This window comes from Acidovorax facilis (assembly GCF_023913775.1).
GTDB lineage: Bacteria > Pseudomonadota > Gammaproteobacteria > Burkholderiales > Burkholderiaceae_C > Acidovorax > Acidovorax facilis.
In genome coordinates this window covers 59,163-85,145 of sequence record NZ_JAMXAX010000003.1, presented here as the reverse complement: position 1 = coordinate 85,145, position 25,983 = coordinate 59,163, and the positions used below count along the sequence as shown (strand labels likewise).

The window sequence follows — 25,983 nt, the reverse complement described above, 5'->3', positions numbered from 1 at the left end:
CGTCATGGCGACGCTCAAAGACATCCTGATCCTGCTGGCGGTCCTGGCCGCCTACGGGATCGTCGGCCGGATGGACTACGACGATGCCGTGCGGCACGAAGAGTTCATGCGCGCGAGGCGCCTCGAACAAGAGGCTTCATGTGCGCCGGCCACGACTCCGAAACGCGCAGACACAGCGGCGGCGGCAACCCACGACCTTTTGGTGCAAGCCGTGATCGCCCGTGACTGCCCGACATCCCGCCTATAGGAGGCTCTCATGTACATGGACTCACAGAAGCGGCCGGAACCCCGGGCCGCGCATCTGATGCGCGTGCGCGGGCTTGCGGAGATCGAGTTCCTCATCAAGGAAAGCGAAGTGCTCACCGGCCAGGCCGGTCGCGTCTTCGTGATCTCCGGCGCCGACAAGCTGACCTACCGGGTGCGCTGGCACCCCATGATCATCGAGGTCGAGCGCCTGGACAGCACCGGCGCCGTCATCGACACGCAGCACCTGCCCCCTCATGACTTCGCGACACACAGCGTCGTCGAGGCCCTGGTGGCGGGCCAGCTCTACACCGCGCCAGTGCAGACCCGGCACTGACGCTTCTTCGTTCCCCATCGTGGGCCCTCCCTCGATGGGTGCGGGCCCGCATGCACTTCACAGGAGCATGTCATGGACACCGTCCAAGTCCGCATCAATGAAGAAGGTACGTTGCGCAACCAGCGCTTCGCCTTCAGCGACCGGTTCACGCTGGTCACGGAACTGCTGCAGAACGCACGCCGCGCCGGCGCGACCTTGATCGAAGTCAGCCACGATCCCGTCTCCCGCACCCTGCGTGTGCGCGACAACGGGCACGGCATCGACGACTTCGGCAAGCTGCTGGCCTTCAACGAGTCCGGTTGGGGCGAAGCGCTGCGCGCCGAGGAGCATCCTTTCGGCGCCGGCTTCTCCCGCTGCCTCTATGCCGCGACCCGCTGCACCGTCATCTCGCGGGGCAGGCAGATCGCCTTCGACACGGCGGCGGCCCTGGCGCGGTCCGAAATCCCGGTGGAGGAAACCGGTTACGGACCGGAGATGGGAACCCTCATCGAACTCGATGGCGTAGAACTACCCGATCTCGATTCGCGGCTGGCTACCCTGTGCATGGGGTTCCCCGTGCAGGTGGAATTCAACGGCCGGAGCATCGACCGGCCCCGCGCTCCCTATCGCTTGAGCAGCGTCGAGACACCGATCGGCTCGATCCACCTCGTGGGGACGCACAGCGGGCAGCACTCGCTGTCCGTCGATGTGTATCTGCAGGGCTTTCGCGTGATGTTCCTGCCGAACTACCTGTCGATCACCGAGACGCCGAACGTCGTTCATCTCGATTCGAAGGTCTTTTTTGCACGCCTGCCCGACCGGGACACCCTGATCGACGCCGACGTGCAGGAAACGAGAATCCGGCAGCAAATCCGCCAGAACTGGCGCGACACGCTGCTCGATCGCAGGGCGGGGATGGCCGCGGGAGAGTTCATCGAGGACTTCTTCAACGTGATGCGCCACCACCGGCATCTGGATTTGCTCAACGACATCGAGCTGATCCCGAGGCAGGTCTGCGAGCGCATCAGGGGGTACCCGCAGCGGACCCTGACGCCGCACCTGGACTTCCTGGAGCACCCGGTGCACGCCCTGCCCCGACAGGACATCGAGAGCGGACGGTTTCAACTGGTCAGGCTCGACTGGCCGGATGGGCAAAACGCCGCAAAGTGGATGCTGGCCCTGGCCAAGGGCTATGTCGTCATGGCCTCGGACGATCTCGATGCGGGCCATTGGGTCCATCGGTACGTTCGCGACCTGAACAAGGAAGACGTGTCGATCCGCGTCACCCATGAGCATCAGCGCTCCTACCTCGATGGTGGCTGGATCTCGGCACACGTGGTTCTGTGCGAGGAAGTCACCATAAGCATGGGCGACGTGGAGGCAACGTTCTCCGAGGACGGCCTCTACCACGACGGCACGCTGTACATCCCCGCCGGGGAGCGCAGCGGTCGCGCGGTACGCCAGTACGCGTCCTACTACGACGGCCATGATCGGTTCCACGAATCCGACATGAACGCCGATGTCGGCGCGCTCGCAGACCTCATCCGCCGCCTGCGCATGGCAGACCCGGAGGAGGCCATGCGCTCGCTGATCAGCGACGCACGATCCGAGCGGTATCCGCTGTTGCGCGGCCTCAGCTTCCGCGTGCAGATCGGCATCGACGCCGGTAGCCACGAAGTCAGCCTGATCGAGTGATGCCCGCCGTGGCTGGCTTCGTCGGCCGCGGTATTCACCCGAGCCACACGCGGCTCCATTTCAACCCGTGCGTCCGGCTTCCACCGGACGCGCCCCGTCCCCTGTATCGCATCCGAGCCTCGCCCGAATCGGCAGGCCTTGCCCAGGGGGCTCGTCTTGGAGGTCATCATGACCAAGGAAGAGTACCAACGCCGCATCGACGATGTGAAGACCCGCGCCCACGGACGCTGGCCGGAGTTCCTGCTGCACCTGGGCCTGGATCCCCGGATGATCAAGAAGCGCCTGAACCTGCCCTGCCCCTTCTGTGGCGGAACGGATCGTTTCCAGTTCACCGACAAGTACGGCGAGGGCAACTACCACTGCCGCAACTGCGGACCGGGTGGCGGCTTCCAGCTCGCGCAGCAGGTAACCGGGATGGACTTCAACAGCGTCCTGGAGGCGGCCGAGCAGTACTTCGGTTCGTACCCGCGGCCCCCACAGGCTGCCGGCAACGAAGCATCGCCGGATCGCATGAAGAAGCTTGTCCAGCGCATCTGGAACGAAGCCCAGCCGATCGTCCACGGCGACGTGGTGGACCGCTACCTGAGGTCTCGGGGCCTGGTCCTCGATCGCTACCCTTCGGTACTGCGTTTCCACCCGAAACTCGGGTACTACCAGAAGGACGAAGGCGGCAAGTCGCGCAAGATCGCCGAGTACCCCGCGATGCTCGCCAGCATCCAGGGGCCGGAGGACAACATCGTGTCGCTGCATCGGACCTATCTGCCCGAAGGGCGCAAGCTCGCGGCGAACGATGCCAAGAAGGTGCTCACCTCGGGCATCACCGGCGCGGCGGTGCGACTCTTCGAGGCGACGGACGAACTGGCACTCACAGAGGGCATCGAGAAAAGCATCGCGGTGCACCTGCGCACCGGCAAGCCGGCCTGGGCTGCGCTCAGTGCCGGCAACCTCGAGAAGATCTGGATTCCCGACACGGTGACCAAGGTCTCGATCTACGCCGACAACGATGCTGATGGCGATTTCGCGGGACAAGCCTTCGCTTTCGCCCTCGCGCGCCGCCTCAAGAGAGAGGAAAAGGGTGGTGGGCGGCGGCAGGTCCAGGTCTTCGTGCCCAAGTGGCCCGGGGTCGACTGGTCGGACATCTGGTTCCGGCGTTGGCAGGCCCAGATGCGGCAAGCCGCATAGAGATCGATTGCGTTGAGAGGGGTGCAGCCACGGGCTGCACCGCCTTTTCAGTGGCACCTGCCCCTCGGTGCCAGCGAAAAGGTTCTCTCCGGGAGCCTCGCTCCCCTGGTAGCTGCCATACCTGCCACGCCCCTGGGCGTCGCCAAGGCAGCCTTGAAGCCCATGCGCGACACATTCGCGCCGAACCCGGGCCGGCCAGTTGGCCGGCCTTCATCAACCCTGGCGGGGATGCGCATCCCCGCAGGGGTCGTGCCGTCCCCGCTTTTCATTCCGAAAAGGAGAATCACATGAAAAGCGGACGTTCTCTCCAAAGCCTGGCCCAGGAACTCGATCGCCAGCGCCTCAGCAAGCGCGACCTGGTCCTGCCCTCCTCGCTCATCCATCACACCACTCGGGAAGACGGCGAGACCGAGCTGATCGTCGAAGAGCCCGAATCGCCGCGTCGGTATGACGTGACGCCGCTCGCCCGCCGGCAGCTCGCGGACAAGCTCCGCATCCCGTTGGCGTACTTCGAACGCATGCGCAGCGAGCAGCCAACGCTGCTCGATCGCAACGTCAACACGTGGCTGGAGCAGGAAGGTGATCGGCACATGCTGCGCACCCTCGACGGACGGGTGCGCGCGGTGCTCTCGGATCGCTATCGCCGTCTCGACAACTACGATCTCGCCGAGCACGTGCTGCCGATCCTCGGTCATCTGGACGGCCGTGTCGAGTCGGCCGAGCTCACCGGGACGAAGATGTACCTCAAGTACATCCTGCCGCGTCTGCAGTACGAGATGCGTGTCGGCGACGTGGTCCAGGCCGGCATCGTGATCTCGAACTCCGAAGTGGGCCACGGCACCCTCACGGTCCAGCCGCTGGTCTTCCGGCTGGTGTGCAGCAACGGGCTGATCGCCGTCGACCAGTCGCTGCGCAAGACGCACCTGGGCCGCGCACTGGGCAGCGATGACTCGGTGACGATCTTCCAGGACGACACGCTCCAGGCGGATGACCGTGCTTTCTTCCTGCAGGTCCGCGATGTGGTTCAGTCCGCCCTGTCCGAAGCCACCTTCCTGCAGGTCGCCGCGAAGATGCACAAGACGATGGGCATCGAGCTGAAGGGCAGTCCCGTGAAGACGGTCGAGGTGCTGCGCCAGCGCTACACGCTGACCGAAGCCGAAGGGGATGGCGTGCTGCGCCACCTGATTACGGGCGGTGACCTGTCCGGATACGGGCTCGTCAACGCCGTGACGCATTACAGCCAGGAGGTGGACGACTACGACCGGGCCACCGAGTTCGAAGCGTTGGGCGGCAAGCTCGTCGAGCTGTCCAGCCGCGAGTGGAAGGGGTTGGCCGAAGCGGCTTGAGCCATTGAATAGCTGGCGCACCAGGAGACGCCGGTCCGCTTGTTCGCCACCTGTTCCTATTTCCACCCACGAGGGACACATGCGCCTCCATTCGAGGCCGTGTCCCTCGCCGTTCTCAACATCTCTTCAACCACGGAGCTTGCTCCCCAGCCGGGGAACAGGCTCCACTTCCTCTGATGGAGAAACCCCATGCACCCTGATTCAAACCCTTTCCTCCGCGGCTACCAGAAGCTGCGCATTGATCGCTCCCTGTACATCACGTACGAGGACGACTGCCCGCCGGTCTGGCGCCTGCTGCATCCCAGCCAGGCGCATCTGCCAGACGAGCAGGTCGCGCTCTTTCCCTGCATCTTCAACAGCGACTACGCCCTGATCACCGAAGGCCAGGATCTTCCCGAAGATCTGGAGGTCCAGTGCCAGACCGAAGGCGTGGTGCGCACCGTGGTCTATGCCATCAGCGGCGACGACTCCGGCCAGCCCGTGCACGTTGGCGACACCTACTCGGAGGAGGCCGCGCGGGAAGTGGTGCGGCGACTGAGCTTCGAGACAGGCTTCTACAGCCGCTGCTGGGAGATCAGCAGCGCCCATCTCACCGCCGAAACGGGCCGCTTCCTCGCCGAGCTGGCGGACATCGCCACGCCGAGTGGCTTTCTGTTCATCGCCTTCCGCATCCCGTACAGCCCCGCGATCGGCGTGAAGCTGATCGCCACCCCCTGGACGGATGCGAACCTGCAACTGATCGAAGGCATCACCGCAGAGCAGTTGCGACAGGAGCATCGCAACAAAGGCATGCCGGAATCCCTGGTCGAGGTGCTGCACCTGGCTGCGGTCGCCGACGCGCGCATGCTGGTGTTCGATGCCGATGCCCCGATACTGGAAGGGTTGACGCTGTACGGTGACGAATGACCCCCAAGCAAGCCCCCGCGTGGGGCTCGTCTTACTCTTGTCGATTCGTCGATTCACACTTTCGTCCGACAATCGGCATGCGTCCACCCGCATGCCGTTATCGGCGCCGCAACGCCATGAGCGCACTGGCGAGCTTCTTGACCGCCACTTCCAACTCATCTCGGGTATAGGCCGCGAGCCCCATCAGGAAACCAGCCTTGTGTTTGCTCGACGCATGCAACGCCGTCAGCCCCAGGAGATCAATGCCGGCCCGGCGCGCAGTATCGATGGCCTCGCGCTCGGGAATGTCGCGGATGAAGACGCAGGGCAAGAGAGCGGGTGATGGCGCGCACCTTTGAGCGCCAGGTGATCGAGTTCCATGTGCGGGTCGCGTTGCTCAATCGCTTGAGCCAGATCGACCGTCCTCAGACTGCCGCCGTGGCACGAGTCCGTCCGGGGCTGGGGTTATGGCGCCGGGAAATCGATTTGTGCAGCAAAGCCACTTCAGATACATGACAAGGCGATCAAGTCAACTCGCATTGCCTTCCCCGTTCCGACCTTTGCGAGTGGCCCCCGCATTTTGCGAGTTTGACGATATTGACGGAGCCATTCCCGCGCAAATAGTCTCGATCCCAACGACGCTGCCGTTCGCCGGAGCATGCCAATGACGAAGCTCACTCTCGGCCGCGTGTCTCGTCAAAGTCTGCGCGGAGAAGGCAATGGGCAAACTCGAGCTTTCGCAGGTCCAGATCGCGAATCTGAACATGCTCATCTTGATTGCGGAATGTGCCAAGCACGATAACGCAATCGCATGCAGCCGCTTCGGACTCGATGCCGACCAGGCCGAGTTCCTCGCCTCGCTCGCCCTTCAGGACATTCTGAGTCTCGTCACACACCTCGGTGACGAGTGTCTCTTCCCCCCGCGTGCCGACCTCGTCCAGGTTCTGGCCTGGCCGCCACAACTCGCCGGCGCGCTGTTGATGGTTCATCCTGCCCAGGCTGCCCGCCCGGTTCGCCCACTGGATGGGAGTGCATTGCCATGAAGAGCGAACGCAATCTTCTCCATGCGCAGAGGCACATCCATGCCCTGGCCGTGGCCACCGAATGCGCCGAGCTCGGGGCACGGATCCGGACCATCCAGTTGCTGACCGGCCTTTCGGCAAGCCAACTGCACCAGCTGTTCCGCCATCCCCTCGGCGGACCACGCCGCGGCCGCCATCCCGATTCCCGCGAGTGGTACCACAACGCGAACCTGCTGTGCCGAACCGAGGCCTCAATCATCGTCGTCCTCTTCCGCCGGCTGGCTTCCCGCGGTATCGACCCGCCGCTCGCACTGATCGGCGCCTATCGGCACTACCTCAATTTCTGCAAAGCGCAGCCCCGAATCAGCTTCGATCGCGCCTTCGACCTCGTGGCCCACACCACCGGGCGCTGGTTCGTGGCCGCAAGGAGCTTCTCGATTTTCACCTGCCCGACCTGCAAGAGCGAATACCTGACCAGCCTGAGCCTGGCACCGCTCACCAACCACGAATGCCCGTTCTGCAGGCTGCTCAGTCGCCACACGAAGGATCCGCGCATTCAAGCCGCCTATCCGAGGCAAACGCTTCAACGCGACATCCAGATGTTCTGGATCAGCGCGTGCTGGAGCAAACGACTGGCTCCGCACCCGACGTCGAATTCGCCTTGATCCGGGGCCAATTCCTGCTGGGCGGGTCGGGCGCCGGCACGCACGATGCGTCCATCGATCCGGATCAGGTACCCCGAGATGGATGTCGCCACAAACAGTTCGCCGCCTGGGGCACAGGTGCTTTCGACCGAGTTTCGCTATCCCTCGGTCGACCCGGGCATTCCTGCCCTCGACGTGGAAGCCCTGCTCGCGGCGCATCAGGAACTCATCGACCGGATCAAGCTGTGCTTCGGCATGGATCGCACCGGCTTCGAGCAGACAATCCTCCCCCAACTGCGCCGGTATGCCACCTATGTGCATCTGCTCCCCTGCACGGCGGACAACTACTTCAATGAGCCGGGCGGCCTTCTGCGCATCGGCCTCGAAACCGCCTTCTTCGCGCTGCAAGGCACCGATGCCCACATCTTTTCCGGGCGGGCGACGATCACCGAGCGTCGCAACCTCGAACCGCGCTGGCGCCTGGCCACCTTTGTCGGCGGGTTGTGTTGCGAGCTGCACCGCCCACTGAGCCATGTCATCGTCACCGATGAAGCCGGCAACGAATGGTCTCCCTACCTTCGGCCCTTGACCGGCTGGCTCCATCACCATCAGGTCAAGCGCTATTTCCTGAAGTGGCGCCCCAACGCCGTAGAAAGCCGCTCGCTGGGCCTCTTCGCCTTGCCGCATGTAGTGTCTGCGGAGACCCTGCAGGACCTCGCCACGGGAAACACCCAGATCGTCCCGCACCTGCTCGCGGCGGTTGCCGGCATCCCGATCTACCGCGACCACAACGTACTGGAATCCCTGGTCCGCCGCGCCCTGGCGCTGGTGATCGATCGTTTCCTTCTGGCCAGCGCCGAACGCTATGGCAAGCCCCAACTGGGGTCGCACCTGGAACGCTATCTCGTCGATGCGCTGCGACGCCTGGCGGCTTCCAATCCCGGCTGGACCCCGAACGCGGAAAAGTCTCGTGTCTGGTATGGCCCAGACGGGATGTTCATGGTGTGGCCCGGCAGCGCCGACGACATTCGCAAGCTGCTCGAAGCCGACCAGCTTCCCGGCATTCCCAAGGCGCCCGAGACCATCCTCGAAGTTCTGCTCACGGCCGGTGTGCTGACCGCACAGGAAGATGGGAAGGCAACCTGGCTCATCCATCCGCCAGGCAACAAGCCCGCGCTGGAGGCCGTCAAGCTCAGCGCCCCGGCGATGCTCTTCACGGAGTCGGACAAACTGCCGGAAGCCTTCACCAATCCGCTGCTGACGCCACCGACGGCGGATGCGGCAGCCGTTGCGCCGGCCGTCTCGACCAAGCCAGCGCTTCTGACCACACCAAGCGCCGATGACAGCGCCAAAGGAAGCAGCAGGAAGCGCCCGCGTGCCAGCCCGCCATCGATCTCACAAGTTCCCGAAGCGCCCTCCCCGCAACATCCCGAACAACTGGCCCTGCTCGACCCGCCGCCTGCCGCACCAGCGGACGAAGCACCCACGCCCACGCCGATCACCCCTCGCCCAGACGAGCCACAGCAAGCCAGGCTGCTCGCGCCCCTTCGCCTCCCTGTCACCGTCCGCGATGCGCTGGCGGCAATCGTTGCAACGCTGTCGGGACCCGAAGCCGAGTGGGCGGCAAAGCCTACGGACGACGGACTGTTCGTTCCTCTGGCTGCGCTGACTGCACGCAAAGTAGCCCCGCCTGCCGCGATGCGCTCCCTGAGCGAGGTCGGCATGCTCGCGGAGCCGTCGCCGATCTCCCGGCATTTCCAGGGACAGGAGGTTGTCGGCATCCTGATCGACAAACGGCACGTGATCGGCCTGCCGAGTCAGCAGAAGGAAGCTGTCTGACATGCTGGCGCGCGCATACGAGATGCCTTGGCGCCGAGCCTACGAGGCCTACGCCAGTGCCATGTGGCTGCTGGCCGTATTCGCCACGGTCACGATGGCCGTGCGAGCCCAAGCGCCCATCAGGATCGCGATGCCGCTGGCAGCCGCATGCCTGCTCATGGCCGTATGGCGAGCCGCGCAGGCCGCCCACATCATGGTGCTGCGCGCCGCCTTGAGCGGCCGTGCCATGCAGGTCATCGGGCCAAGCGAACAGGAACGCCTGACCCGGAACCCCGAGCAGGTCTTTCTCGGCTTCGGCTTCGACTGGCAGCCCCTGCACTCGCAGCGCCTGTACGAACTCGCTAAGATCGACTACCGCAGCTATACAGCATCCCCCGCGCTCCTCAACTGGCTGGGATACAAGGTTACCCCCCAGCCGGACTCCGAGATCGGCCTGCCCTACATCCACGGCGTCGAGCCCCGCGAGCGCCCGCTCTACCGGCCGCTGCAGAACTTCGAGGGAGGAACGCTCCTGGTGGGCACCACCCAGGCGGGCAAGGGCGTCGCACTATCCAATCTTGTCACCCAAGCCATTCGGCGCGGCGACGTCGTCATCGTCATCGACCCGAAGAACAGCCGTCGGCTCAAGCGTGCCGCCATTCGCGCCTGTGAGCGCTATCGGGAGGCCGACACCTTCCTGGAATTCCACCCCGCCTTTCCCGAGACTGGGGTGAGACTCGACTTCGCCTTCAACTGGCAGAAGCCGACTGAGCTCGCCTCGCGAATCCAGTCCATCCTTCCGCCGGATACGGCCGGGGCCTTCGGTGCCTTCTCGTGGGACGCGGTCAACGTCGTGGTGCAGGGGCTCGTGGACCTCGAAGAACGTCCGAGCCTGGCCAAGCTGACCCGCTACATCGAAGGCGGCATCGAGCCGGTCCTCGAACAGTCCCTGCGGCGCTTCTACGACGCGGAGTTCCGCGACGGTTGGCGCGAGCACCCCGAGATGAAGCGCCTGCTCCACGAAGCGCACCGCGGCAACCTGAAGCGCCCTTCGGAAGCGGCCAGCGCCGACCTCATGGCCTTCGTCGCCTTCTACGAGCATCACGTTCCCCAGAGCCAGCGCAGCAAGGTCATCGATTCCCAGGTCCGGGTCTTCCGGCACAACCGGGAGCACTACCAGAAGATCACGGCCAACCTGCTGCCCATCCTCTCGATGCTGACCTCCGGCGATCTGGGCCGCAGCCTGAGCCCCGATCCGTTCGACCCGGCGGACAAGCGGGCCATCATGAACTTCGAGAAGATCGAGCGCGCCGGGCACGTGCTCTACATGTGTCTGGACTCCCTGCCCGACCCGTCGGTGGCTTCGGCCATCGGCGCCCTGGCCCTCGCCGATCTCGCCGCCCGCGCCGGCATGCGCTACAACCTGGGCGGGTACCGGCGGATCTCGCTGTTCGTCGACGAGGTCAGCAACGTCATCAACCAGCCCTTGATCGAGATCCTCAACAAGGGGGCCGAGGGCGGCATCTACACCACCTGCGCCATGCAGACCCTGGCCGACCTCGCCAAGCGCCTGGGCAGCGAGGACGCCGCCCGCATGGCGCTCGGCAACCTCAACAACCTGATCGCGCTCCGCTCCAAGGATCGGCCGACACAGGACTTCGTGGTGGAGACCTTCGGCAAGACCGCGATCCATACGCTTCGCGTGGGCCTGAGCCACGGTGCGGACGCTCACCTGGGCGATTTTTCCGCCAGTCACTCCACACAGATCACGGAGAGCTTCGAGGAAATGATCCCTGCCGATGTTCTGGGCAAGCTGCCGAATCTGCAGTACTTCGCATCGGTATCGGGCGGGCGCATCATCAAGGGACGCTTCCCCATCCTCGACACGGAAACACCGTTCCCGAAGCCGCGCCATCGGGTTGCAGCATGATCCGCGTCATCGCTGTCGCGGCCCTGACCCTGCTGCTGGTCTTCGTGCTGTATCTGCCGGCCGCGAATCCTCCCGAGCGCTTCCTGAACCAGATCCACAGCGAACACGAGCTCAACGCGGCAACGTGGAGCGAGGCGCGCGCAGTGCTCATCCTTGAGCGCGCGCTCTCGATGAACCAGGCCCTGAGCGCCGCCAGCCCGGTACCAACCTCGGCACAAGCGCCCGGCACGGACCGCATGGCCGAAGCCGTCGCTCAGGAAATGGCTCGGGTCAATCAGCGCTTCTTTGGCAACACCTACTTCCGCTCGATCGATGCCCAGCTGCTACTTGCGACCTACCGGCTCGCTGCGCTGATCGAGTGGCTGCCGTTGCAGGCATTCGTCATCATTGCCACCGCGATCGACGGCTTCGTCGTCCGCATTCTGCGTGCCAAGCAGTTCAAGCCGCACGATCCGGAGTGGTTCGCCCTCCACGCCAGCGCCTTCGTTCTGATGGCGTGTGCAAGCATCGTCGCGGCCGTAACCCCGATCACCATTGCCCCTGCACTGCTGGCCATGCTGCCGGTTTCCTGCGCCTTCTTCCTGAGCAGGGTGGTGGCTAATTTCCATCGCCATGGCTGATCGGCTCGACCCCGCATGAACGGAGGGCATGAACTTGCCCCTGAGGCGTCGAGCCCGTTACAATAAGAATAATTCTTATTCAACACACTTCCCTGATCCCGAAAGCTGTGCGGGCAAACCATCGCGCGGCGTGATGACTTGCCTGTGAGCGCCCTGGACCCAACGCTTTCTCCCTCCGTGGAGACCCTCTACTGCGACCACCATGACTGGTTGCAGGGGTGGTTGCGCCGCCGCCTGGGCAATGCCGCGGATGCCGCCGACCTCGCGCACGACGCCTTCCTGCGCTTGTTGGTGACGCCCCGGCGCTTTGACGGTCCACCCGAGGCGCGCCTCTACCTGCGCACCATGGCCAATGGTCTGTGCGTCGATCTCTGGCGTCGCCGTCAGGTGGAAGCGGCCTGGCTGGAAGCGCTGGCCGCCCAGCCCGAATCGTTCGCCCCTTCGGCCGAGCAGCAGGCCATCGTCCTGCAAACCCTGCAGGACATCGACGCCATGCTGCAAAGCCTCTCACCCAAGGCCGCTCGGGCCTTCGTGCTGGCGGTGGGTTGCGAGATGACCGACAAGGAGGTTGCGGCAGAGTTGGGTGTTTCCACCCGCATGGTGCGCAAGTATGTGGCACAGGCGATGCTGCTGTGCATGCAGATGGAGGCGCAGGCCCATGTCCGCGGCTGAACTGCCCCTGCCTCCTACGCCCAAGGCAGCCACGAGCGGCACCACCGTCAACACCACGCACCGGGCCATGCAGGAAGCGGCCGAATGGTTCGCGCTGCTGCGCTCTGGAGAAGCCGGCCACACTGATCGCACGGCCTGGGAATCCTGGCTGGCAGCCAGCGAAGCCCACCGCGCGGCTTGGGGCCACGTCGAGCAGGTCAGCCGCCGCTTCGAGCCCATCCAGAGCAGCGTCAACCCGCGTTCCACCGTCGAAGTGCTGCAAACCGCGCGGCACCATGCGCTCCGGCGCCGCGTCCTGCTGGGCTTGGCCACTTGTGGTGGCACCGGGCTGCTGAGCTGGGCTGTATGGCGCCATACGCCGCTGCCCGCCATGGCCATGGCCTGGGCGGCCGACCACCACACCGGCGTGGGCGACGTGCGCGAAGTCTCCCTCCCCGACGGCACCCGCGTGTGGCTGGGCTCTGCCAGCGCATTCAACGAGGACTACCAGCCCAGTCTGCGCCGCCTGCGCTTGGTGACGGGTGACATCTTCATCGAGACGGCAGCCGATGCCCGCCGGGGCTTCGTGGTCGACACCCCTAACGGGCGCCTGCGCGCCCTGGGCACGCGCTTCAATGTGCGGCTGGAAGACGACGGGCAGACCTTTGTCGCGGTCTATGAAGGCGCAGTCGAGGTGCGCACCGCCACCAGCGGCACCACCCGAGTCCTCCGGGCCAGCGAGCAGACCCGCTTCAGCGGCAGCGGTGTCGAGCCCCCCGCACTGGCCGACCCCGCCCGCGAATCATGGACCCAAGGCCTGCTGATCGCCCAGGACATGCCCCTGGCCCAGGTCGCGGCCGAACTGGCGCGCTACCGCCGCGGTCACCTGTCCGTCGCCCCCGAGGTCGCCGGCCTGCGCGTGTTCGGCAGCTTTCCGCTGAACGACACAGATCGGGCGCTGGTCATGCTCGCCACCGTGCTGCCCGTTCAGGTGCGGCACACACTGCCCTGGTGGAGCAGCATTGAGCCCAAGGGCAAGGGAGCGGCTCCATCACCATGAGCTTCAGCGCCACAGGATCACCCGAGGCCGCCGCGCTCCAGCAGCAAATACACAGCCTCTACAGCGACCACCACGGTTGGCTGCACGGCTGGCTGCGCAAGAAACTGGGCTGCACCCACCGCGCTGCCGATCTGGCGCACGACACCTTCGTGCGGCTGCTCACCTCCCGCATTCCGGCCCGGCTGGACGAGCCCCGCGCCTATCTGACCACCGTGGCCCGGCACGTGCTGCTCAACCACCAGCGGCGCCAGCGGCTTGAACTTGCCTGGGCGGCCGAACTGGCCCTGGTGCCGCAGGAGTTTGCACCCTCCGCCGAAGAGCGGGCCATGGCGCTGGAAACCCTGATGGCCATCGATGCCTTGCTCGACGGCCTGTCGGCCAAGGCGCGACGGGCCTTTCTGCTCAGCCAGCTCGACGGTCTGACCTACGCCGAGATCGCCGCCGAGATCGGCGTCTCCGTCAGTCGCGTGCGGCAGTACATGGCCGAAGCCCTCACGCGCTGCTATGCCGCGCTCTGAGGCCCTTGCGGGTGGCCTGGGTGACGATCCGGGCGCAATACCAACCGCCGACCGCTCCGTGCCGAATGCGCCCGACCCACTTCCCGAGCCAGACGCTCCCTCCAACCCTACAGACCCCATCGCCGCCCGAGCCATCGCCTGGGCGGTCCAACTGCGCTCCGGCGAAGCCAGCGCGGCCGACCACGCCGCCTTCGACGCCTGGCGCCGCGCCGACCCACGGCACGAAGCCGCCGCCGCGCGCATGGAGCGTGCGCTCGGCCGCCTGAACGAACTGCCGCAGGAGCTGGCACCCCGCCAAGCCATGCGCCGCAGCCTGCTGGCACAAGCCGGGCGGCGCAGCGCCCTGCGCAATACGCTGGGGCTTGTACTCGCGGGCGTGGGTAGCGGCCTGCTGTGGTCCCACGGGCAGCGGCCCCTGTCCGCGATGGTGGCCGATTTTTCTACCGGCACCGGCGAACGCCGCGTCTTCGCCCTGGCCGACGGCAGCCGCCTGTGGCTCAACGCCCGCAGCGTGGTGGACCAGTCCTTCGACGGCGCCGCCCGCCGCCTGCACCTGCGCGCCGGGGAACTGATCGTCGAAGTGGCCAAAGAGTCCCAAGAGGCCGGCGGGGGGCGCCCCTTCATCGTGCACACCGCGCAAGGCCACATCCAGGCCCTGGGCACGCGCTTCCTGGTGCGGCAGGACGACGGCAGCAGCCTGGTGGCCGTGCTGCACTCGGCGGTGCGCATCGAGCCCTTGCAGGGCCCAGCGCTGACGCTGGCCCAGGGCCACAGCGCCCGCCTGACCGCGCAGGGCGTGGCGCAAGAGGCGCTGGCCCCCCAAGCCGCCAGCGCATGGGAAGACGGCTTCGTCGAGGTGCACGACCGCCCCCTGCAAGATGTGGTGGACGCCCTGCGCCCCTACCACCCCGGCGTGCTGCGCGTCTCGCCCCAGGCGGCTCACCTGCGCGTGACGGGCAGCTTTCCGCTGGACGACAGCGAGCGCACCCTGGCCGCGCTCGCCCGTGCGCTCCCGATTACAGTGCATCGGCGCACCGGCTGGTGGGTGAGCATCGACATGCGCTGAACAGCCGCCAGGGAGGATTTCGGTCTAAAGGGGGCCTGGATGCCGCGATCACTCAGGCGGAAACCGCAGCCGGGAAAACGCACGCCCTGCCAGGACGGCCCGGCGTTCAATCTCTGCGGCAGAGTCAAGCCACCCTTTGTGCTCAAGAAAGAGCAGGAAGGATCGCGTGCTGATCTTGCGGCAGTTGTCGGGCACGAGGAAGCTCGCACGGGCGATCTTGTGATCCTCGAACAGAAAAACGCCGGTCCTCGGCGCCTCCATGAGGGCAAAGCCGTTCATGGTCTCCTGAATGGCCAGCTCCCCCAGATGGGACTTTCGCGGCGCACCCTGCTGCACCGCCCGGGACTGGGCCTGCTGGTAACGCTGGAAAGTCCGGGTCGGCACCACCGCGAGTTGCCTGTCGCGCACCCATTGCGCCAGTCTTTCGCTCGTGGGGGTCGAGCTGCGCGTCACCTCGTGCAGCACCATATCGACCATTTCCACCGGCCAGCCCGGCCGCAGCAGCAGATCCAGGGCATCGGCGTAGGCCAGGGTGATGAGCGGGCCCGCATCGGGCAGCACAACGGTGTCTGAGCGGGACGGCACCTGACGCCCCGCTCAAGACGACAATGCGTTCAGGCTCTCGACCATCCCTTGCGTCACCGCCTCCGGCAGACGCGGCATCGGCAGATGCGCCTGCGCCATGAGCAGAAAGAGATCCTCATCGCTGTCGATGCCCAGCGAGCCCTTTGCAGCATGGTCGTCGATCCGGCCCAAAGAAAAGTCGAGCAGCGTCTTGTAGTTCTGATTGCCGGCTGCCTCGGCGGCCTCGAAGGTCTCGACCAGATAGCGAAGCTCGGCATTGAACAGCGCGTTGATCGATGTGTCCGACTTGGCCGCGATCACCTTGGCGCGCCTGAGCAGCTCACGATCCACAGAACCCGTGAAATTGACAGTTGCAGCCATCTGGATGCCCTCGACGATGAACACATAAATCAGTGTAGCACTTATTTGCGTGGATCGGGCGCAGTATTTCTCGTGCAGCCCCTGTCACTTTTCTCCGCTCGCGGTTCAAGGCTGATGAAGACATTGCTTCCAGCCATCCAATCGTTCTTTCGGAGAAACCGCATGCACCCTCAACACCCCCGACCCACCTTGCCTGTTGCGCTACACCCGCTGGCGCTGGCCGTTCTGCTCGCCCTGGGCGGCACCCTGGCCCACACACCGGCCCGCGCGCAGTCTGCCGCCGGCGCCCAGACCACCGCTTACGACCTGCCCGCCGGGCCGCTCGACGCCACGCTCACCGGCATCGCCCGCCGCGCCGGCCGCATCATCGTCATCGACCCCGCACTGGTCAGCGGCCGCACAGCGGGCCCGGTGCGCGGCAGCCTGACACTGGAGCAGGCTTTCGCCCAGGCCCTGACCGGCAGCGGGTTGGAGATCGCACCCGGAGGCGATGGCAGCTACACGCTGAAAAAGGCACCGCCAGCGCTGCCGAAACCAGAGACCGCTGCCCCGCTCAAGGAGGCGGTGTTGCCGGTGGTGACGGTGAGGGCTGGGGGCGAGCGGGAGACGGCGACGGGGCCGGTGGTGGGCTACGCCGCCAAGCGCAGCGCCACCGCAACAAAGACCGATACGCCCATCACCGAAGTCCCGCAATCCGTTTCCGTGATTGGGCGCGAAGAAATTGATACAAAGGGCATGCGAGAGGTCCTCGACACCCTCAACTACACGCCAGGAGTCTTCACCCGGACCTATGGACGTGACGACCGTGGCTACGAATTCCTGACCCTGAGAGGCTTCGACAGTTCGACCCACAACTACCTGGATGGGTTGGCACAGTTGGGTTTTCTCGATATCGGCCAGATGACCGAGGTCTACGGCATGGAGCGCATCGAAGTGTTGCGTGGTCCGTCCTCGGCCACCTTTGGGCAGGGTGATGTCGGTGGTATCGTCAACCGCGTCAGCAAGCGGCCATCGTTGAACGATTCCATCCGGGAGGCCCAGGTGCAGCTTGGCAGCTTCAAGCACCGGCAATTGGCCATAGACTATGGTGACCGGATTGGAGACGATTTCGCGTTCCGCCTGGTTGGGCTGGCACGAAGCACCGACGATCAGGCGAAGTATCCAGGAGGTGAGAGGGCCGAAACCAAGCGCCAGTACTTCGCCCCCTCTCTGTTGTGGCAGCCCTCAGCCGCCACGTCGCTGACCTTGCTCGCATCCACGCTTCGCCATGAGGCTGGCGACGATGTCGGTTATGTGGCTGACTCGAACGGGCGACCAACCAACGTTCGCGAAGGTGATCCGCGCTACAGCCGCATCACCCACAAGGCATGGACCCTCGGGTACGAGTTCCGCCACGACTTCAGCGACAACTTGGGCTTCCGGCAGAAATTTCGCTACGCGGACCGCGAAACGGACAAGCACCACATCTGGTCGTCGCTACAGGCCGACGGACGTACGTTCACGCGGACAGCGGTATACCACTTTGGCGACCTCAAGCAGACTTCGCTTGACAGCTTCTTTGAGGGCCGACTCCAGACCGGCGGCGTAGCGCACAGGCTGATTGCCGGCGTGGATTGGACCCGTGTACGCGCCAAAGAACAATATCTGACGGGAAGCGCCCCTGATCTGGATCTGCTAAACCCGGTCTATCTGACAATTCCCGCCCCCAACACCCTCGGCGACGTCTTTGGTCCCAACAATCTCCGTAACGTGGGCTTGTACGTACAGGATCAGGCCAAGTTCGCGGACCGATGGCTGCTCACACTATCGGGCAGGCACGACACGGCGAAGGGAGAGGACAGTTCATCCTCTCGCGGCGGCAGTCAAAGTAGCACGCACAAAGCCTGGACCGGTCGTGCAGCGTTGACTTGGCTTGCCCCGGGCGGCTGGGCACCTTATGTCAGCTATGGCACCTCGTTCCAGCCGGCGTTCGGGGCTTTTGATGCGCTGGATGAGAAGCCCACCGAAGGCAAACAGTGGGAAGCAGGTGTCAAGTATCAGCCCAAGAACGGTGACCTGTTGTTGACCGCTGCGGTATTCGACCTGGAGAAAACGAACATCACGGTGACCAACCCGCTCAGTGGCATCAGCGAGCAAGTGGGTGCCGTGCGCTCGCGTGGCCTTGAATTGGAAGCCAAGGGCAAGCTGATGCCCGACCTCTTTGCTACAGCCTCTTTCACCTACAACGACATCAAAGGCCGCAAAGGCGACACCTGGTATGTGGAGCAAGGGAAGACGCCGATTCAGGCCCCCAAACAGATGGCATCGCTGTGGCTTGACTACACGTTTCGCGATAGCGGCCTGCACGGTCTGAACATTGGTGCAGGCGCACGGTACGTTGGTAAGCGATGGGACGATGCAGCCAACACCAAATCGCAACCTGGCTTCACTCTGTTCGATGCAAGCCTGCGTTACGACCTGGACAGCCATTGGCGTCTTGCGCTGAACGCAACCAACCTGTTCAACAAGCGCTACTACACGAGCAATGCCTTCGATGGCTGGTATCGTGGCGAGGAACGCACCGTCACCGCAACAGCGACTTATCGGTGGTAGCAGGTCGTAAATGGGCACGGAATTGTGAGAGATGACCGCGATCTGATTGGCGCAGCGCTGACATCTGTTGCAAGGCGAAGAAGTAATGGTTGCATGGGGTGCCAGTCGTTCCGCACGTAGTCCCGCAGCAAGTTGTGGCGGGACTACGCCTGCACTCCAGTCGCCATCCAGTCCTCCCAATGCAGCCCGGGCGTGCCCTCGAAGTGACGCACGTTGTGCGTCACCAGTGTCAGCTTGTCGGCGACGGCTTGGGCGGCGATCTGGGTGTCGATGTCGCCTCGCGGTGTGTCGTTGCGCTTGTTGTAGGCCTTGATGGCGCAAAAGCAATCGGCAGCTTCAACCGCCCAGGGCAGGTGCGGCAGCCGCTGCGCAAAGGCATCGAGCAAGGTGCCTACACCCTCCAAGGATCGATCACATCGATCCCGCAGTCGGCGAAGTCCCGGACGTTGCGCGTGGCCAGTCGTGCACCGCGTGAGCGGGTCATGGCGGCGATCATCGCGTCGAAGGGGCTGATGGGCTTGCCCAAGCCCTTTCTCGCGGCGGCAATCTCGGCGTAGGCATCGGCGGCGTCGTTGTCGAAGCCCAGCACGCGCCCGGCGAGGTCCTCGTCGAAGATGGCCTGGGTGGCTTTCCACAGCCCCTGCTTGCGTGCGCCGTCGGGCAGGATGCGGATGCCGTAGAAGATCTCCGCCCGGCACACCGTGGTGCTGAACAGCGCTGCGCGCGGCTGCATCGAGAACCAGTCCAGCACTGCCTCGTGCGGAGCCGGCCGAAGCAGTTCGGACAGCACATTGGTGTCCAGGACGATCATGCGCCCAGGTCCAGTGGCGCGCGCACGGGGTCGGGCATCGGCTCGCGCGCAGGAAGGGCCAATTCCACGCCGCCCAGCGGCTCGATGCGGGCGCGAACGGCCTGCACCAGCGTTGCGCCACTGGCGGGCTCGGCGGACAGCGCCGCACGCAGGATGTCGCGGGCTTCGTCCTCCATGGAGCGGCTGTGCATGGCTGCCTGCACCCGCAGCCGTGTCTTGAGGGCTTCGTCGATGTTGCGAATGGTCATGGTTGCCATGGGCGCTCCAGCGTATCAGTCAATGACTGCATTTTAATCATTGCATGCATGCGCCGCAATGCCTCGTCGCTACGCCCGCACTCCGGCGGCCATCCAGTCCTCCCAATGCAGCCCGGGCGTGCCCTCGAAGTGACGCACGTTGTGCGTCACCAGTGTCAGCTTGTCGGCGACGGCTTGGGCGGCGATCTGGGTGTCGATGTCGCCTCGCGGTGTGCCGTTGCGCTTGTTGTGGGCCTTGATGGCGCCAAAGCAATCGGCGGCATCACCCGCCCAGGGCAGGTGCGGCAGCCGCTGCAGAAAGGCGTCGACCAGGACGCGGCGCGGGTCGTCGTCGGCCATCAGCGCTTGGCAGTAGCGCAGCTCGGCTCGGGTCAGCACCGAAACGGCGCAGGCGTGGGCGCGCAGCGCGTCGCCTACCCGCTGCTCCAGGGCAGGCGAGACGCGGCGCAGGTAGTAGCTGACGATGTTGGTGTCCAGCAGGTAGCGAAGCTCGCTCACTTCGCGGCCTCGGCAGTCCAGTCCGCGAAGGGGTCGTCGGCCGGAGCGTCGTCGCGTGGCGGGATGAACTCAGGGCTGTGGCGCGGCGCGGCTTCCAGCAGGCTGAAAAAGGCCTGCAGTTCATCAGCCCCAGGTTTGGGCTGGAGCGTGATTTCACCTGTAGCTTCGTTGCGCGTGACCCAGACCTCGGTGGCGTCCATCCGGAAGGCCTTGGGCAGGCGCACGGCTTGGCTGTTGCCTGTCGTGAACAGTTTGGCGGTGGCGTGCATGGTATGGCCTTGATGAGATGTATATATGAAATCACTCGCGTTGCACCACCCTGACGCAACACGATAAAATGCGAACAATTCCCAATTACAAACTCACCAGCCAAGGTGCCGAGCACCCCAGCCAGCTTTCACGCAAGGGTGTTCGTGTCCGCCGCTCAGTCCGCCATTCAGCAGCAAGTGCATGCGCTGTACAGCGACCACCATGGTTGGCTGCACGGCTGGCTGCGCCGCAAGCTGGGTTGCACACACCAGGCCGCCGATCTGGCGCAGGACACCTTCGTGCGCGCCTTGCTGGCCCCGCGGCTGGACGAGTTGCGCGAGCCGCGCGCCTGGCTCACCACCGTGGCCCATGGCCTGATGGTGAACCACCTGCGCCGGCAAGACCTGGAGCGAGCCTACCTCGAAGCGCTGGCTGCCCAGCCCGTGCCGCATGCGCCCAGCCCCGAAGAGCGGGCGATGATCCTCGAAACCCTGCATGAGATCGATGCCCTGCTCGACGGCCTGCCGCCCAAGGCACGCAGCGCCTTCCTGCTCTCGCAGCTCGAAGGCTTGAAGTACGCCGACATCGCCACGCGGCTGGGCGTGTCGGTCAGCATGGTCAAGAAGTACATGCTCCAGGCCATGACGCGCTGCATGGGCGTCGCAGCGCCGTGACCACGGCCCCGCCATCCCCTGGCGCATCCACTTCTGGCCTCGACGCAGCCCCATCGGCCGAACTCCTGCAAGCCGCCGCCCGCTGGTTTGTGCTGCTGGCCTCGGGCGAAGCCACCGAGGCCGACCAGCAGCGCTGGCAGGCCTGGCGCGCCGCCGATCTCCGGCACGAAGCCGCCTGGCAAAGAGCCCAGGCCGTGACCGCGCCCTTTGCCCAAATACCCCATACCCATGCGGGCGTCTCGGTGGCCGCACTCGAAAAGCAGCAAGGCCGGCGCGCCGCTCGCCGCCAGGCGCTCAAAAGCCTGGGCGGGCTGGCCGGCTTGTTCTGCGCTGGTTGGTTCGGCTGGCAAGGCTGGCGCAGCAGCGACGCCTCCGCCGATGCCCTGACCGCCGTGGGCGAGCAGCGCGACCTCCTGCTCCCCGACGGCAGCCAACTGCGCCTGGACACGGACACCGCCATCGACGTGGCCTTCTCGGCCAGCGAGCGCCTGATCCGCCTGCGACGCGGTCGCGTGCTCATCACGACCGCCAGACCAAGAGGTGAAGGCGATGGTGGTCAACCCCCGCCACCGTTCTGGGTCGAAACCGCCGAAGGCCGCGTGCAGGCGCTGGGCACGCGCTTCGCGGTGCGGCAGGACGCTGGCAGCACGCACGTGGCCGTGATGGAGGCGCGCGTGGCCATACACGCCGGGGCTCTTGGTGGTTTCGGGTTCGCGCCCACGGCTAAGGCCACCCCGGCGACACACGCAACGGACGGCGCCCCCATCCTCGCAGCGGGCGAAGCCGCACGCTTCAACCGCCTGGGCCTGTTCGGTCGCAGCGCGGCCCGCAGTGCCGACAGCGCCTGGGCGCGCGGCATGCTGGTGGCCGACGACCTGCCCCTGGCCGACTTCGTGGCCGAACTGGCGCGCTACCGTACTTCGCCGCTGCTGTGCGACCCGGCCGTGCGGGCGTTGCGCATCTCCGGCACCTATCCTTTGACCGACACCGACAAGGCGCTGGCCGCGCTGGCTCGCGCGCTGCCGGTGCGCGTGGCGCTGGCAAGAGGGAACGATCCGGCGGGAGGGCTTGCGATCCGCCCGCGATAGAGCGGCTTTGTCATGACGGTCGCTGGCCGAATGCGATCCGCGCTGTACTTTTTTCGCGTTCGATTGGCGTGCAGGGTGAAAACCTTCATCCAACCGAACCCGAGGAAGCTCTCCCATGCACAGCCAGCACATCCGGATGCCCATCCGCCGCCCATCACACCGACCTGCCATCCATCCCCTTGCACTGGCGCTGAACCTCATCTTCGGCGGCACCTGCCTGGCTGCGGCCATACTGCCCACTCCGGCCATGGCGCAAGCGCAGAGCGCGGCGCGCGAATTCGACATCCCCGCCGGGCCGCTGCCGGCCACACTCAATCGCATCGGCGAATCCGCCGGCCTGCTGCTAAGCTTCGACCCGGCCCTGGTCAAGGGCAAGACGGCCCCTGCGATCAAAGGCCGCATGACCGCCCAACAGGCGCTGGAGCAGGCTCTGGCGGGCAGCGGGTTGGCGGCCAATGCCGATGGGGCATCCATCGTCATCAAGACCGCGCCGCCTGCGCCTGTGAGCGCGAAAGAGGCGGTGCTGCCGGTGGTGACGGTAAGGGCTGGCGCCGAGCGCGAGACGGCCAACGGGCCGGTTACCGGCTACGTGGCCAGGCGCAGCTTGGGCGCCACCAAGTCCGATCTTCCACTGGCGGAAACGCCGCGCGCTGTGTCGGTGATCACCGAGGACCAGATGCGCGACCGCAAGGTACTGACGGTGGAGGATGCGGTGGCCTACACGGCCGGAGTGCAGGTGGCCACGGCCGGCGACGATCCGCGGTTCGACCAGATCAAGGTGCGCGGCTTCGACGTCACCACCGACGCCGACTATCGCGACGGCCTGCGCCAACCCAACACCGGATGGCTGTCGTACTTCCACACCGAACCCTATGCGCTGGAGCGCCTCGAAGTGATCAAGGGACCCGATTCCGTGGCCTACGGGCAGATCAGCCCCGGGGGGCTTGTGAACCGGGTCAGCAAGCGGCCCAGCCGAGACGCGGTGCGCGAGGTGGAGGTGCAACTGGGCACCAACGACCACCGCCAGGTGCAATTTGACCTGGGCGGAGAACTGGCACCGCAGAGCGACTGGATGTACCGCCTGGTGGGCCTGACGCGCAAGGCCAACACCGGCACGGTTGGTGTCAACGACGACAGCGCCTACATCGCTCCGGCGCTGACCTGGGCCCCCTCGGCGCGCACCCAGGTCACTTTCCTGTCGCATTGGAACCGCTACGAAACCTCGGGGTCGCCCAAACCTTTTCAGATGCCGGACGGCACGCTCACCGAATTCTGGAACGGCGACGTCGACTTCGACGGCTTGAAGCAGACGCAGTGGGCGCTGGGCTACGAGGCCCGCCACCAGTTTGCCGACGACTGGACCGTGCGCCAGAACCTGCGCTACGCCCGGGCGCGCACCGACAACCAGTATCTGGAAGGCACGCTGGATGCCGACGGCACCACCATCCTGCGCGACAGCTACGGCGTCTACGAGAAGATGCGGACCCTGGCCGTGGATACCGCGCTGGAAGGCCGCCTGTCCACCGGGGCGCTGCGCCACGCGCTCACCCTTGGCCTGGATCACTCCCGCCTGACGGCGGACGTGAGCTACCTGTATGGCAGTGCACCATCGATCAGCATGACGAGCCCTGACTACCATCAGGCTGTCGCCCGGCCCGATACCGTGCTGGTCGAGCAGGGCGTGAAGGGGACCCAGACCGGCCTCTACGTCAACGACCAGATCACGGTGGACAACTGGCGGCTGTCGGCCGGCGTGCGGCGCGATACAGTGCGCCAAACCCAGACCGATCAGACCACCGGCGACCGCGCCCGCCAGACCGACCGCGCCACCACCGGCAGCCTGGGCGTGCTTTACCGCATCGACAACACCTGGTCGCCGTACGCCAGCGTGGCCACCTCCTTCATCCCGCAGTTCGGCAGCAACCTGGCGGGCGATGCCTTCAAGCCCACCAAGGGCAAGCAGGTGGAACTGGGGTTGAAATACCAGCCGGACGGCGGCCGCGTCAGCCACACCATCAGCGTGTTCAATCTGGTGCAGCAAAACGTCAAGACCCGCGATCCGGCCAACGATGTCAACTATGTGCAGACCGGCGAAGTCCGTTCGCGCGGCCTGGAACTGGAGTCCACCTTCAGTGTGGCCGCAGGCCTGGACCTGACCGCCAGCTACACCTACAGCGACGTCAGGATCACCCGCAACAACGACGGCAACGAAGGCAAACGGCCGGTCACCACGCCCAAGCACATGGCTGCGGCGTGGGTGCACCAGCGGTTTGGCAGCGGGTTCCTGCAGGGCGTTGACGTGGGCCTGGGTGCTCGCTGGACGGGTGCGACCTTCGCGGACGCCGCGAACACCGCGCGCAATGCCGGCTACACCATCGTCGATGCGCGCATCGGCTACGACCTGCGCGAGGTGCTGCCGGGCGCCAAACTGGGCCTGAACGCCACCAACCTGACCGACAAGCGCTACCTCTCATGCCAGGACGGCTACTGCTACCGGGGCCGCGGGCGCACCGTGGTGGCGAGCTTCAACTACCAATGGTGAGCCCGGAACCCAGCGCAGGCCCTCGCCGTGGGCGTGTCCGGTCGGCCATGGTTCTGCTGCACCGGTGGGTGGGCCTGGGCATGGCCGCCTTCCTGTTCGTCGCGGGGGTGACCGGCGCCGTGATCTCCTGGGACCACGAGCTGGATGAGTGGCTCAACCCGCACCTCGTCGTGGCCCCCGCGCAGGCTGGGTTGGCCGGCCCGGCGCTGGCACCATTGGCCTTGGCGCGGCAGGCGGAGGCACGCCATCCGCAGGTGGAGGTGACCTATGTGCCGCTGGCGGTCGAGCCGGGCCATTCGCTGGCGCTGTTCGTCGAGCCTCGGGTGAACCCGGAAACCGGCAAGCTCTACACACCGGGTTTCAACCAGGTGTTCGTGGACCCGGCTACCGGCGAAGAGTTGGGGCGGCGCGAGTGGGGCGCCGTGTGGCCGATCAGCCGGGAGAACTTCGTCTCCTTCCTCTACGTGCTGCACTACAGCCTGCACCTGCCCACCTGGGGCGGCATCGACCGTTGGGGCGTGTGGCTGATGGGCATCGTGGCCTTGCTGTGGGCGCTGGACTGCTTCACCGGCCTGTACTTGACCCTGCCCGCTGCCACGCGCCTGCAGGCACGCAGGCAGAGCGGGCCGTCGGCTGCCATCTCGCGTGCCCGTGCATGGTGGCAGCGCTGGCTCCCGGCCTGGAAGGTGCGCTGGCGTGCCAGTGCCTACAAGGTCAATTTCGACCTGCATCGCGCGGGCAGCCTGTGGGCCTGGGGCCTGCTGCTGGTGCTGGCCTTCACGGCGTTTTCGCTGAACCTATACCGGGAGGTGTTCTTCCCGGCGATGTCGTGGGTGTCCGACGTCACGCCCTCACCGTCGGACACGCGCGCGCCGGCGCCGCTGGATCGCCCCATTGCCCCAGGCGTGCCCTTCGAAACGATTCTTCCCGTGGCCGTGCAAGAGGCGGGGCGGCGCGGCTGGCCCGAGCCGGCCGGCGCCATCGGCTACGACCGCAGCGTGGGCATCTACACGGTCCAGTTCTTTGCGCCGGAGGACGAGCATGGCGCCGGGGGTGTGGGGCCGCGCGCCCTGTACCTGGACGGACAGGACGGGCGGGTTCTTGGGGCACGCGAACCCTGGCAAGGCACGGCGGCGGACCTCTTTGTACAGGCCCAGTTCCCTGTCCACTCAGGCCGCATCCTGGGGCTGCCCGGCCGAGTGTTGGTTTCGGTGGTGGGGCTGGTTGTGGCGATGCTGAGCGTGACCGGGGTGATCATTTGGTGGCGCAAGCGGCGCGGGCGACAGGGGCGCTGAACCACATTGATCCCGGGTACCATGTGACGATAAGAT

27 protein-coding genes and 2 pseudogenes are annotated in these 25,983 nt (G+C 65.8%); 21 read left to right on the top strand and 8 right to left on the bottom strand.

From position 1 onward, the window contains the following. The first annotated feature begins 4 nt into the window (after window positions 1-4). The 6 genes from NFX52_RS02260 (at window position 5) to NFX52_RS02235 (ending at window position 5,688) form a co-directional block, all read left to right on the top strand. On the top strand, window positions 5-247 hold the full coding sequence (locus NFX52_RS02260) for a hypothetical protein (RefSeq protein WP_156358682.1): 243 nt from the start codon (window positions 5-7) through the stop codon (window positions 245-247). Window positions 248-256: 9 nt separating this feature from the next. Further along, window positions 257-580: a hypothetical protein gene (locus tag NFX52_RS02255; protein ID WP_055397044.1), complete on the top strand. Its 324-nt coding sequence runs from the start codon at window positions 257-259 to the stop codon at window positions 578-580. 72 nt (window positions 581-652) lie between these two features. Then, window positions 653-2,254 (top strand): ATP-binding protein, encoded by a 1,602-nt coding sequence (locus tag NFX52_RS02250; RefSeq protein ID WP_055397046.1) that lies wholly within the window; start codon window positions 653-655, stop codon window positions 2,252-2,254. A gap of 168 nt (window positions 2,255-2,422) precedes the next feature. Beyond that, window positions 2,423-3,436 (top strand): DUF7146 domain-containing protein, encoded by a 1,014-nt coding sequence (locus NFX52_RS02245; RefSeq protein ID WP_055397048.1) that lies wholly within the window; start codon window positions 2,423-2,425, stop codon window positions 3,434-3,436. Window positions 3,437-3,723: 287 nt separating this feature from the next. Next, window positions 3,724-4,782, top strand: coding sequence for a DUF932 domain-containing protein (locus NFX52_RS02240; protein ID WP_055397050.1), 1,059 nt, complete (start codon window positions 3,724-3,726; stop codon window positions 4,780-4,782). 189 nt (window positions 4,783-4,971) lie between these two features. Beyond that, entirely contained in the window at window positions 4,972-5,688 is a 717-nt protein-coding gene (locus NFX52_RS02235; RefSeq protein WP_055397053.1) for a DUF5983 family protein, read from the top strand. Window positions 5,689-5,785: 97 nt separating this feature from the next. Here the strand turns inward: NFX52_RS02235 and NFX52_RS02230 are convergent. Beyond that, window positions 5,786-5,998: pseudogene (locus tag NFX52_RS02230) on the bottom strand (MocR-like pyridoxine biosynthesis transcription factor PdxR); the annotation flags it as partial. Between NFX52_RS02230 and NFX52_RS02225 the strand changes: the two are divergent. The 10 genes and pseudogenes from NFX52_RS02225 to NFX52_RS02180 form a co-directional block, all read left to right on the top strand. Beyond that, window positions 5,989-6,111 (top strand): annotated as a pseudogene (locus NFX52_RS02225) (IS5/IS1182 family transposase); the annotation flags it as partial. The pseudogenes NFX52_RS02230 and NFX52_RS02225 overlap by 10 nt on opposite strands. A gap of 275 nt (window positions 6,112-6,386) precedes the next feature. Further along, complete coding sequence (locus tag NFX52_RS02220) at window positions 6,387-6,710, top strand: flagellar transcriptional regulator FlhD (protein WP_055397056.1); 324 nt, start codon at window positions 6,387-6,389, stop codon at window positions 6,708-6,710. Continuing rightward, window positions 6,707-7,354 carry a FlhC family transcriptional regulator gene (locus NFX52_RS02215; RefSeq protein WP_055397058.1) on the top strand — a complete coding sequence of 216 codons (648 nt, stop codon included), beginning with the start codon at window positions 6,707-6,709 and terminating at the stop codon, window positions 7,352-7,354. Before NFX52_RS02220 ends, NFX52_RS02215 begins: the two co-directional genes overlap by 4 nt. Before the next feature lie 78 nt (window positions 7,355-7,432). After that, window positions 7,433-9,172, top strand: coding sequence for a MobH family relaxase (mobH, locus tag NFX52_RS02210; RefSeq protein ID WP_055397060.1), 1,740 nt, complete (start codon window positions 7,433-7,435; stop codon window positions 9,170-9,172). Window position 9,173: 1 nt separating this feature from the next. Beyond that, window positions 9,174-11,081: a conjugative transfer system coupling protein TraD gene (gene traD, locus NFX52_RS02205; protein WP_055397062.1), complete on the top strand. Its 1,908-nt coding sequence runs from the start codon at window positions 9,174-9,176 to the stop codon at window positions 11,079-11,081. Further along, window positions 11,078-11,701 (top strand): IncC plasmid conjugative DNA transfer DtrJ family protein, encoded by a 624-nt coding sequence (locus NFX52_RS02200; RefSeq protein WP_055397064.1) that lies wholly within the window; start codon window positions 11,078-11,080, stop codon window positions 11,699-11,701. Before traD ends, NFX52_RS02200 begins: the two co-directional genes overlap by 4 nt. A gap of 177 nt (window positions 11,702-11,878) precedes the next feature. Then, on the top strand, window positions 11,879-12,373 hold the full coding sequence (locus NFX52_RS02195; protein ID WP_238385554.1) for a sigma-70 family RNA polymerase sigma factor: 495 nt from the start codon (window positions 11,879-11,881) through the stop codon (window positions 12,371-12,373). Beyond that, complete coding sequence (locus NFX52_RS02190; protein ID WP_082437379.1) at window positions 12,360-13,412, top strand: FecR family protein; 1,053 nt, start codon at window positions 12,360-12,362, stop codon at window positions 13,410-13,412. The genes NFX52_RS02195 and NFX52_RS02190 overlap by 14 nt, the downstream gene beginning before the upstream one ends. Further along, window positions 13,409-13,930 carry a sigma-70 family RNA polymerase sigma factor gene (locus tag NFX52_RS02185; protein WP_055397066.1) on the top strand — a complete coding sequence of 174 codons (522 nt, stop codon included), beginning with the start codon at window positions 13,409-13,411 and terminating at the stop codon, window positions 13,928-13,930. Before NFX52_RS02190 ends, NFX52_RS02185 begins: the two co-directional genes overlap by 4 nt. Next, the gene (locus NFX52_RS02180) at window positions 13,917-14,996 is read left to right on the top strand and encodes a FecR family protein (protein WP_055397068.1); all 1,080 of its coding nucleotides are present in this window, start codon (window positions 13,917-13,919) and stop codon (window positions 14,994-14,996) included. The genes NFX52_RS02185 and NFX52_RS02180 overlap by 14 nt, the downstream gene beginning before the upstream one ends. 48 nt (window positions 14,997-15,044) lie before the next feature. Here the strand turns inward: NFX52_RS02180 and NFX52_RS02175 are convergent, their stop codons facing one another. Continuing rightward, window positions 15,045-15,557 (bottom strand): hypothetical protein, encoded by a 513-nt coding sequence (locus tag NFX52_RS02175; RefSeq protein ID WP_055397070.1) that lies wholly within the window; start codon window positions 15,555-15,557, stop codon window positions 15,045-15,047. Window positions 15,558-15,593: 36 nt separating this feature from the next. Further along, window positions 15,594-15,965 (bottom strand): hypothetical protein, encoded by a 372-nt coding sequence (locus tag NFX52_RS02170; protein ID WP_055397072.1) that lies wholly within the window; start codon window positions 15,963-15,965, stop codon window positions 15,594-15,596. 138 nt (window positions 15,966-16,103) lie between these two features. Between NFX52_RS02170 and NFX52_RS02165 the strand changes: the two genes are divergently transcribed. Beyond that, entirely contained in the window at window positions 16,104-18,533 is a 2,430-nt protein-coding gene (locus tag NFX52_RS02165; RefSeq protein WP_162239760.1) for a TonB-dependent siderophore receptor, read from the top strand. A gap of 143 nt (window positions 18,534-18,676) precedes the next feature. Here NFX52_RS02165 and NFX52_RS02160 read toward each other — a convergent pair whose 3' ends face one another. The 5 genes from NFX52_RS02160 to NFX52_RS02140 all read right to left on the bottom strand — a co-directional run bounded on the left by NFX52_RS02160 (window position 18,677) and on the right by NFX52_RS02140 (window position 20,368). After that, the gene (locus tag NFX52_RS02160; RefSeq protein WP_055397076.1) at window positions 18,677-18,919 is read right to left on the bottom strand and encodes a PIN domain-containing protein; all 243 of its coding nucleotides are present in this window, start codon (window positions 18,917-18,919) and stop codon (window positions 18,677-18,679) included. Between the two features lie 5 nt (window positions 18,920-18,924). After that, entirely contained in the window at window positions 18,925-19,344 is a 420-nt protein-coding gene (locus tag NFX52_RS02155; RefSeq protein ID WP_055397078.1) for a type II toxin-antitoxin system VapC family toxin, read from the bottom strand. Then, the gene (locus tag NFX52_RS02150; protein ID WP_055397080.1) at window positions 19,341-19,601 is read right to left on the bottom strand and encodes a FitA-like ribbon-helix-helix domain-containing protein; all 261 of its coding nucleotides are present in this window, start codon (window positions 19,599-19,601) and stop codon (window positions 19,341-19,343) included. Before NFX52_RS02150 ends, NFX52_RS02155 begins: the two co-directional genes overlap by 4 nt. Before the next feature lie 69 nt (window positions 19,602-19,670). After that, a complete protein-coding gene (locus NFX52_RS02145; RefSeq protein ID WP_055397082.1) occupies window positions 19,671-20,099 on the bottom strand; it encodes a type II toxin-antitoxin system VapC family toxin in 429 nt (142 codons plus the stop codon). Then, complete coding sequence (locus tag NFX52_RS02140) at window positions 20,096-20,368, bottom strand: antitoxin (protein ID WP_055397084.1); 273 nt, start codon at window positions 20,366-20,368, stop codon at window positions 20,096-20,098. Before NFX52_RS02140 ends, NFX52_RS02145 begins: the two co-directional genes overlap by 4 nt. Window positions 20,369-20,512: 144 nt before the next feature. Between NFX52_RS02140 and NFX52_RS02135 the strand changes: the two genes are divergently transcribed. The 4 genes from NFX52_RS02135 (at window position 20,513) to NFX52_RS02120 (ending at window position 25,947) form a co-directional block, all read left to right on the top strand. Next, window positions 20,513-21,022, top strand: coding sequence for a sigma-70 family RNA polymerase sigma factor (locus NFX52_RS02135; RefSeq protein ID WP_202907151.1), 510 nt, complete (start codon window positions 20,513-20,515; stop codon window positions 21,020-21,022). Then, the gene (locus NFX52_RS02130) at window positions 21,019-22,110 is read left to right on the top strand and encodes a FecR domain-containing protein (protein WP_202907152.1); all 1,092 of its coding nucleotides are present in this window, start codon (window positions 21,019-21,021) and stop codon (window positions 22,108-22,110) included. Before NFX52_RS02135 ends, NFX52_RS02130 begins: the two co-directional genes overlap by 4 nt. A 115-nt stretch (window positions 22,111-22,225) precedes the next feature. Continuing rightward, window positions 22,226-24,652, top strand: coding sequence for a TonB-dependent siderophore receptor (locus tag NFX52_RS02125; RefSeq protein WP_202907153.1), 2,427 nt, complete (start codon window positions 22,226-22,228; stop codon window positions 24,650-24,652). Window positions 24,653-24,699: 47 nt separating this feature from the next. Continuing rightward, complete coding sequence (locus NFX52_RS02120) at window positions 24,700-25,947, top strand: PepSY-associated TM helix domain-containing protein (RefSeq protein WP_055397212.1); 1,248 nt, start codon at window positions 24,700-24,702, stop codon at window positions 25,945-25,947. The last annotated feature ends 36 nt before the right edge of the window (window positions 25,948-25,983 follow it).

What these genes read in the sequence shown, in the direction of transcription:
- NFX52_RS02180 (WP_055397068.1), top strand. Translation starts at nt 13,917, where the DNA reads ATGCCGCGCTCTGAGGCCCTTGCGGGTGGCCTGGGTGACGATCCGGGC.
- NFX52_RS02215 (WP_055397058.1), top strand. Translation starts at nt 6,707, where the DNA reads ATGAAGAGCGAACGCAATCTTCTCCATGCGCAGAGGCACATCCATGCC.
- NFX52_RS02250 (WP_055397046.1), top strand. Translation starts at nt 653, where the DNA reads ATGGACACCGTCCAAGTCCGCATCAATGAAGAAGGTACGTTGCGCAAC.
- NFX52_RS02165 (WP_162239760.1), top strand. Translation starts at nt 16,104, where the DNA reads ATGCACCCTCAACACCCCCGACCCACCTTGCCTGTTGCGCTACACCCG.
- traD (WP_055397062.1), top strand. Translation starts at nt 9,174, where the DNA reads ATGCTGGCGCGCGCATACGAGATGCCTTGGCGCCGAGCCTACGAGGCC.
- NFX52_RS02185 (WP_055397066.1), top strand. Translation starts at nt 13,409, where the DNA reads ATGAGCTTCAGCGCCACAGGATCACCCGAGGCCGCCGCGCTCCAGCAG.
- NFX52_RS02125 (WP_202907153.1), top strand. Translation starts at nt 22,226, where the DNA reads ATGCACAGCCAGCACATCCGGATGCCCATCCGCCGCCCATCACACCGA.
- NFX52_RS02240 (WP_055397050.1), top strand. Translation starts at nt 3,724, where the DNA reads ATGAAAAGCGGACGTTCTCTCCAAAGCCTGGCCCAGGAACTCGATCGC.
- NFX52_RS02260 (WP_156358682.1), top strand. Translation starts at nt 5, where the DNA reads ATGGCGACGCTCAAAGACATCCTGATCCTGCTGGCGGTCCTGGCCGCC.
- NFX52_RS02200 (WP_055397064.1), top strand. Translation starts at nt 11,078, where the DNA reads ATGATCCGCGTCATCGCTGTCGCGGCCCTGACCCTGCTGCTGGTCTTC.
- NFX52_RS02155 (WP_055397078.1), bottom strand. Translation starts at nt 19,344, where the DNA reads ATGATCGTCCTGGACACCAATGTGCTGTCCGAACTGCTTCGGCCGGCT.
- NFX52_RS02190 (WP_082437379.1), top strand. Translation starts at nt 12,360, where the DNA reads ATGTCCGCGGCTGAACTGCCCCTGCCTCCTACGCCCAAGGCAGCCACG.
- NFX52_RS02150 (WP_055397080.1), bottom strand. Translation starts at nt 19,601, where the DNA reads ATGGCAACCATGACCATTCGCAACATCGACGAAGCCCTCAAGACACGG.
- mobH (WP_055397060.1), top strand. Translation starts at nt 7,433, where the DNA reads ATGGATGTCGCCACAAACAGTTCGCCGCCTGGGGCACAGGTGCTTTCG.
- NFX52_RS02235 (WP_055397053.1), top strand. Translation starts at nt 4,972, where the DNA reads ATGCACCCTGATTCAAACCCTTTCCTCCGCGGCTACCAGAAGCTGCGC.
- NFX52_RS02140 (WP_055397084.1), bottom strand. Translation starts at nt 20,368, where the DNA reads ATGCACGCCACCGCCAAACTGTTCACGACAGGCAACAGCCAAGCCGTG.
- NFX52_RS02220 (WP_055397056.1), top strand. Translation starts at nt 6,387, where the DNA reads ATGGGCAAACTCGAGCTTTCGCAGGTCCAGATCGCGAATCTGAACATG.
- NFX52_RS02255 (WP_055397044.1), top strand. Translation starts at nt 257, where the DNA reads ATGTACATGGACTCACAGAAGCGGCCGGAACCCCGGGCCGCGCATCTG.
- NFX52_RS02120 (WP_055397212.1), top strand. Translation starts at nt 24,700, where the DNA reads ATGGTTCTGCTGCACCGGTGGGTGGGCCTGGGCATGGCCGCCTTCCTG.
- NFX52_RS02245 (WP_055397048.1), top strand. Translation starts at nt 2,423, where the DNA reads ATGACCAAGGAAGAGTACCAACGCCGCATCGACGATGTGAAGACCCGC.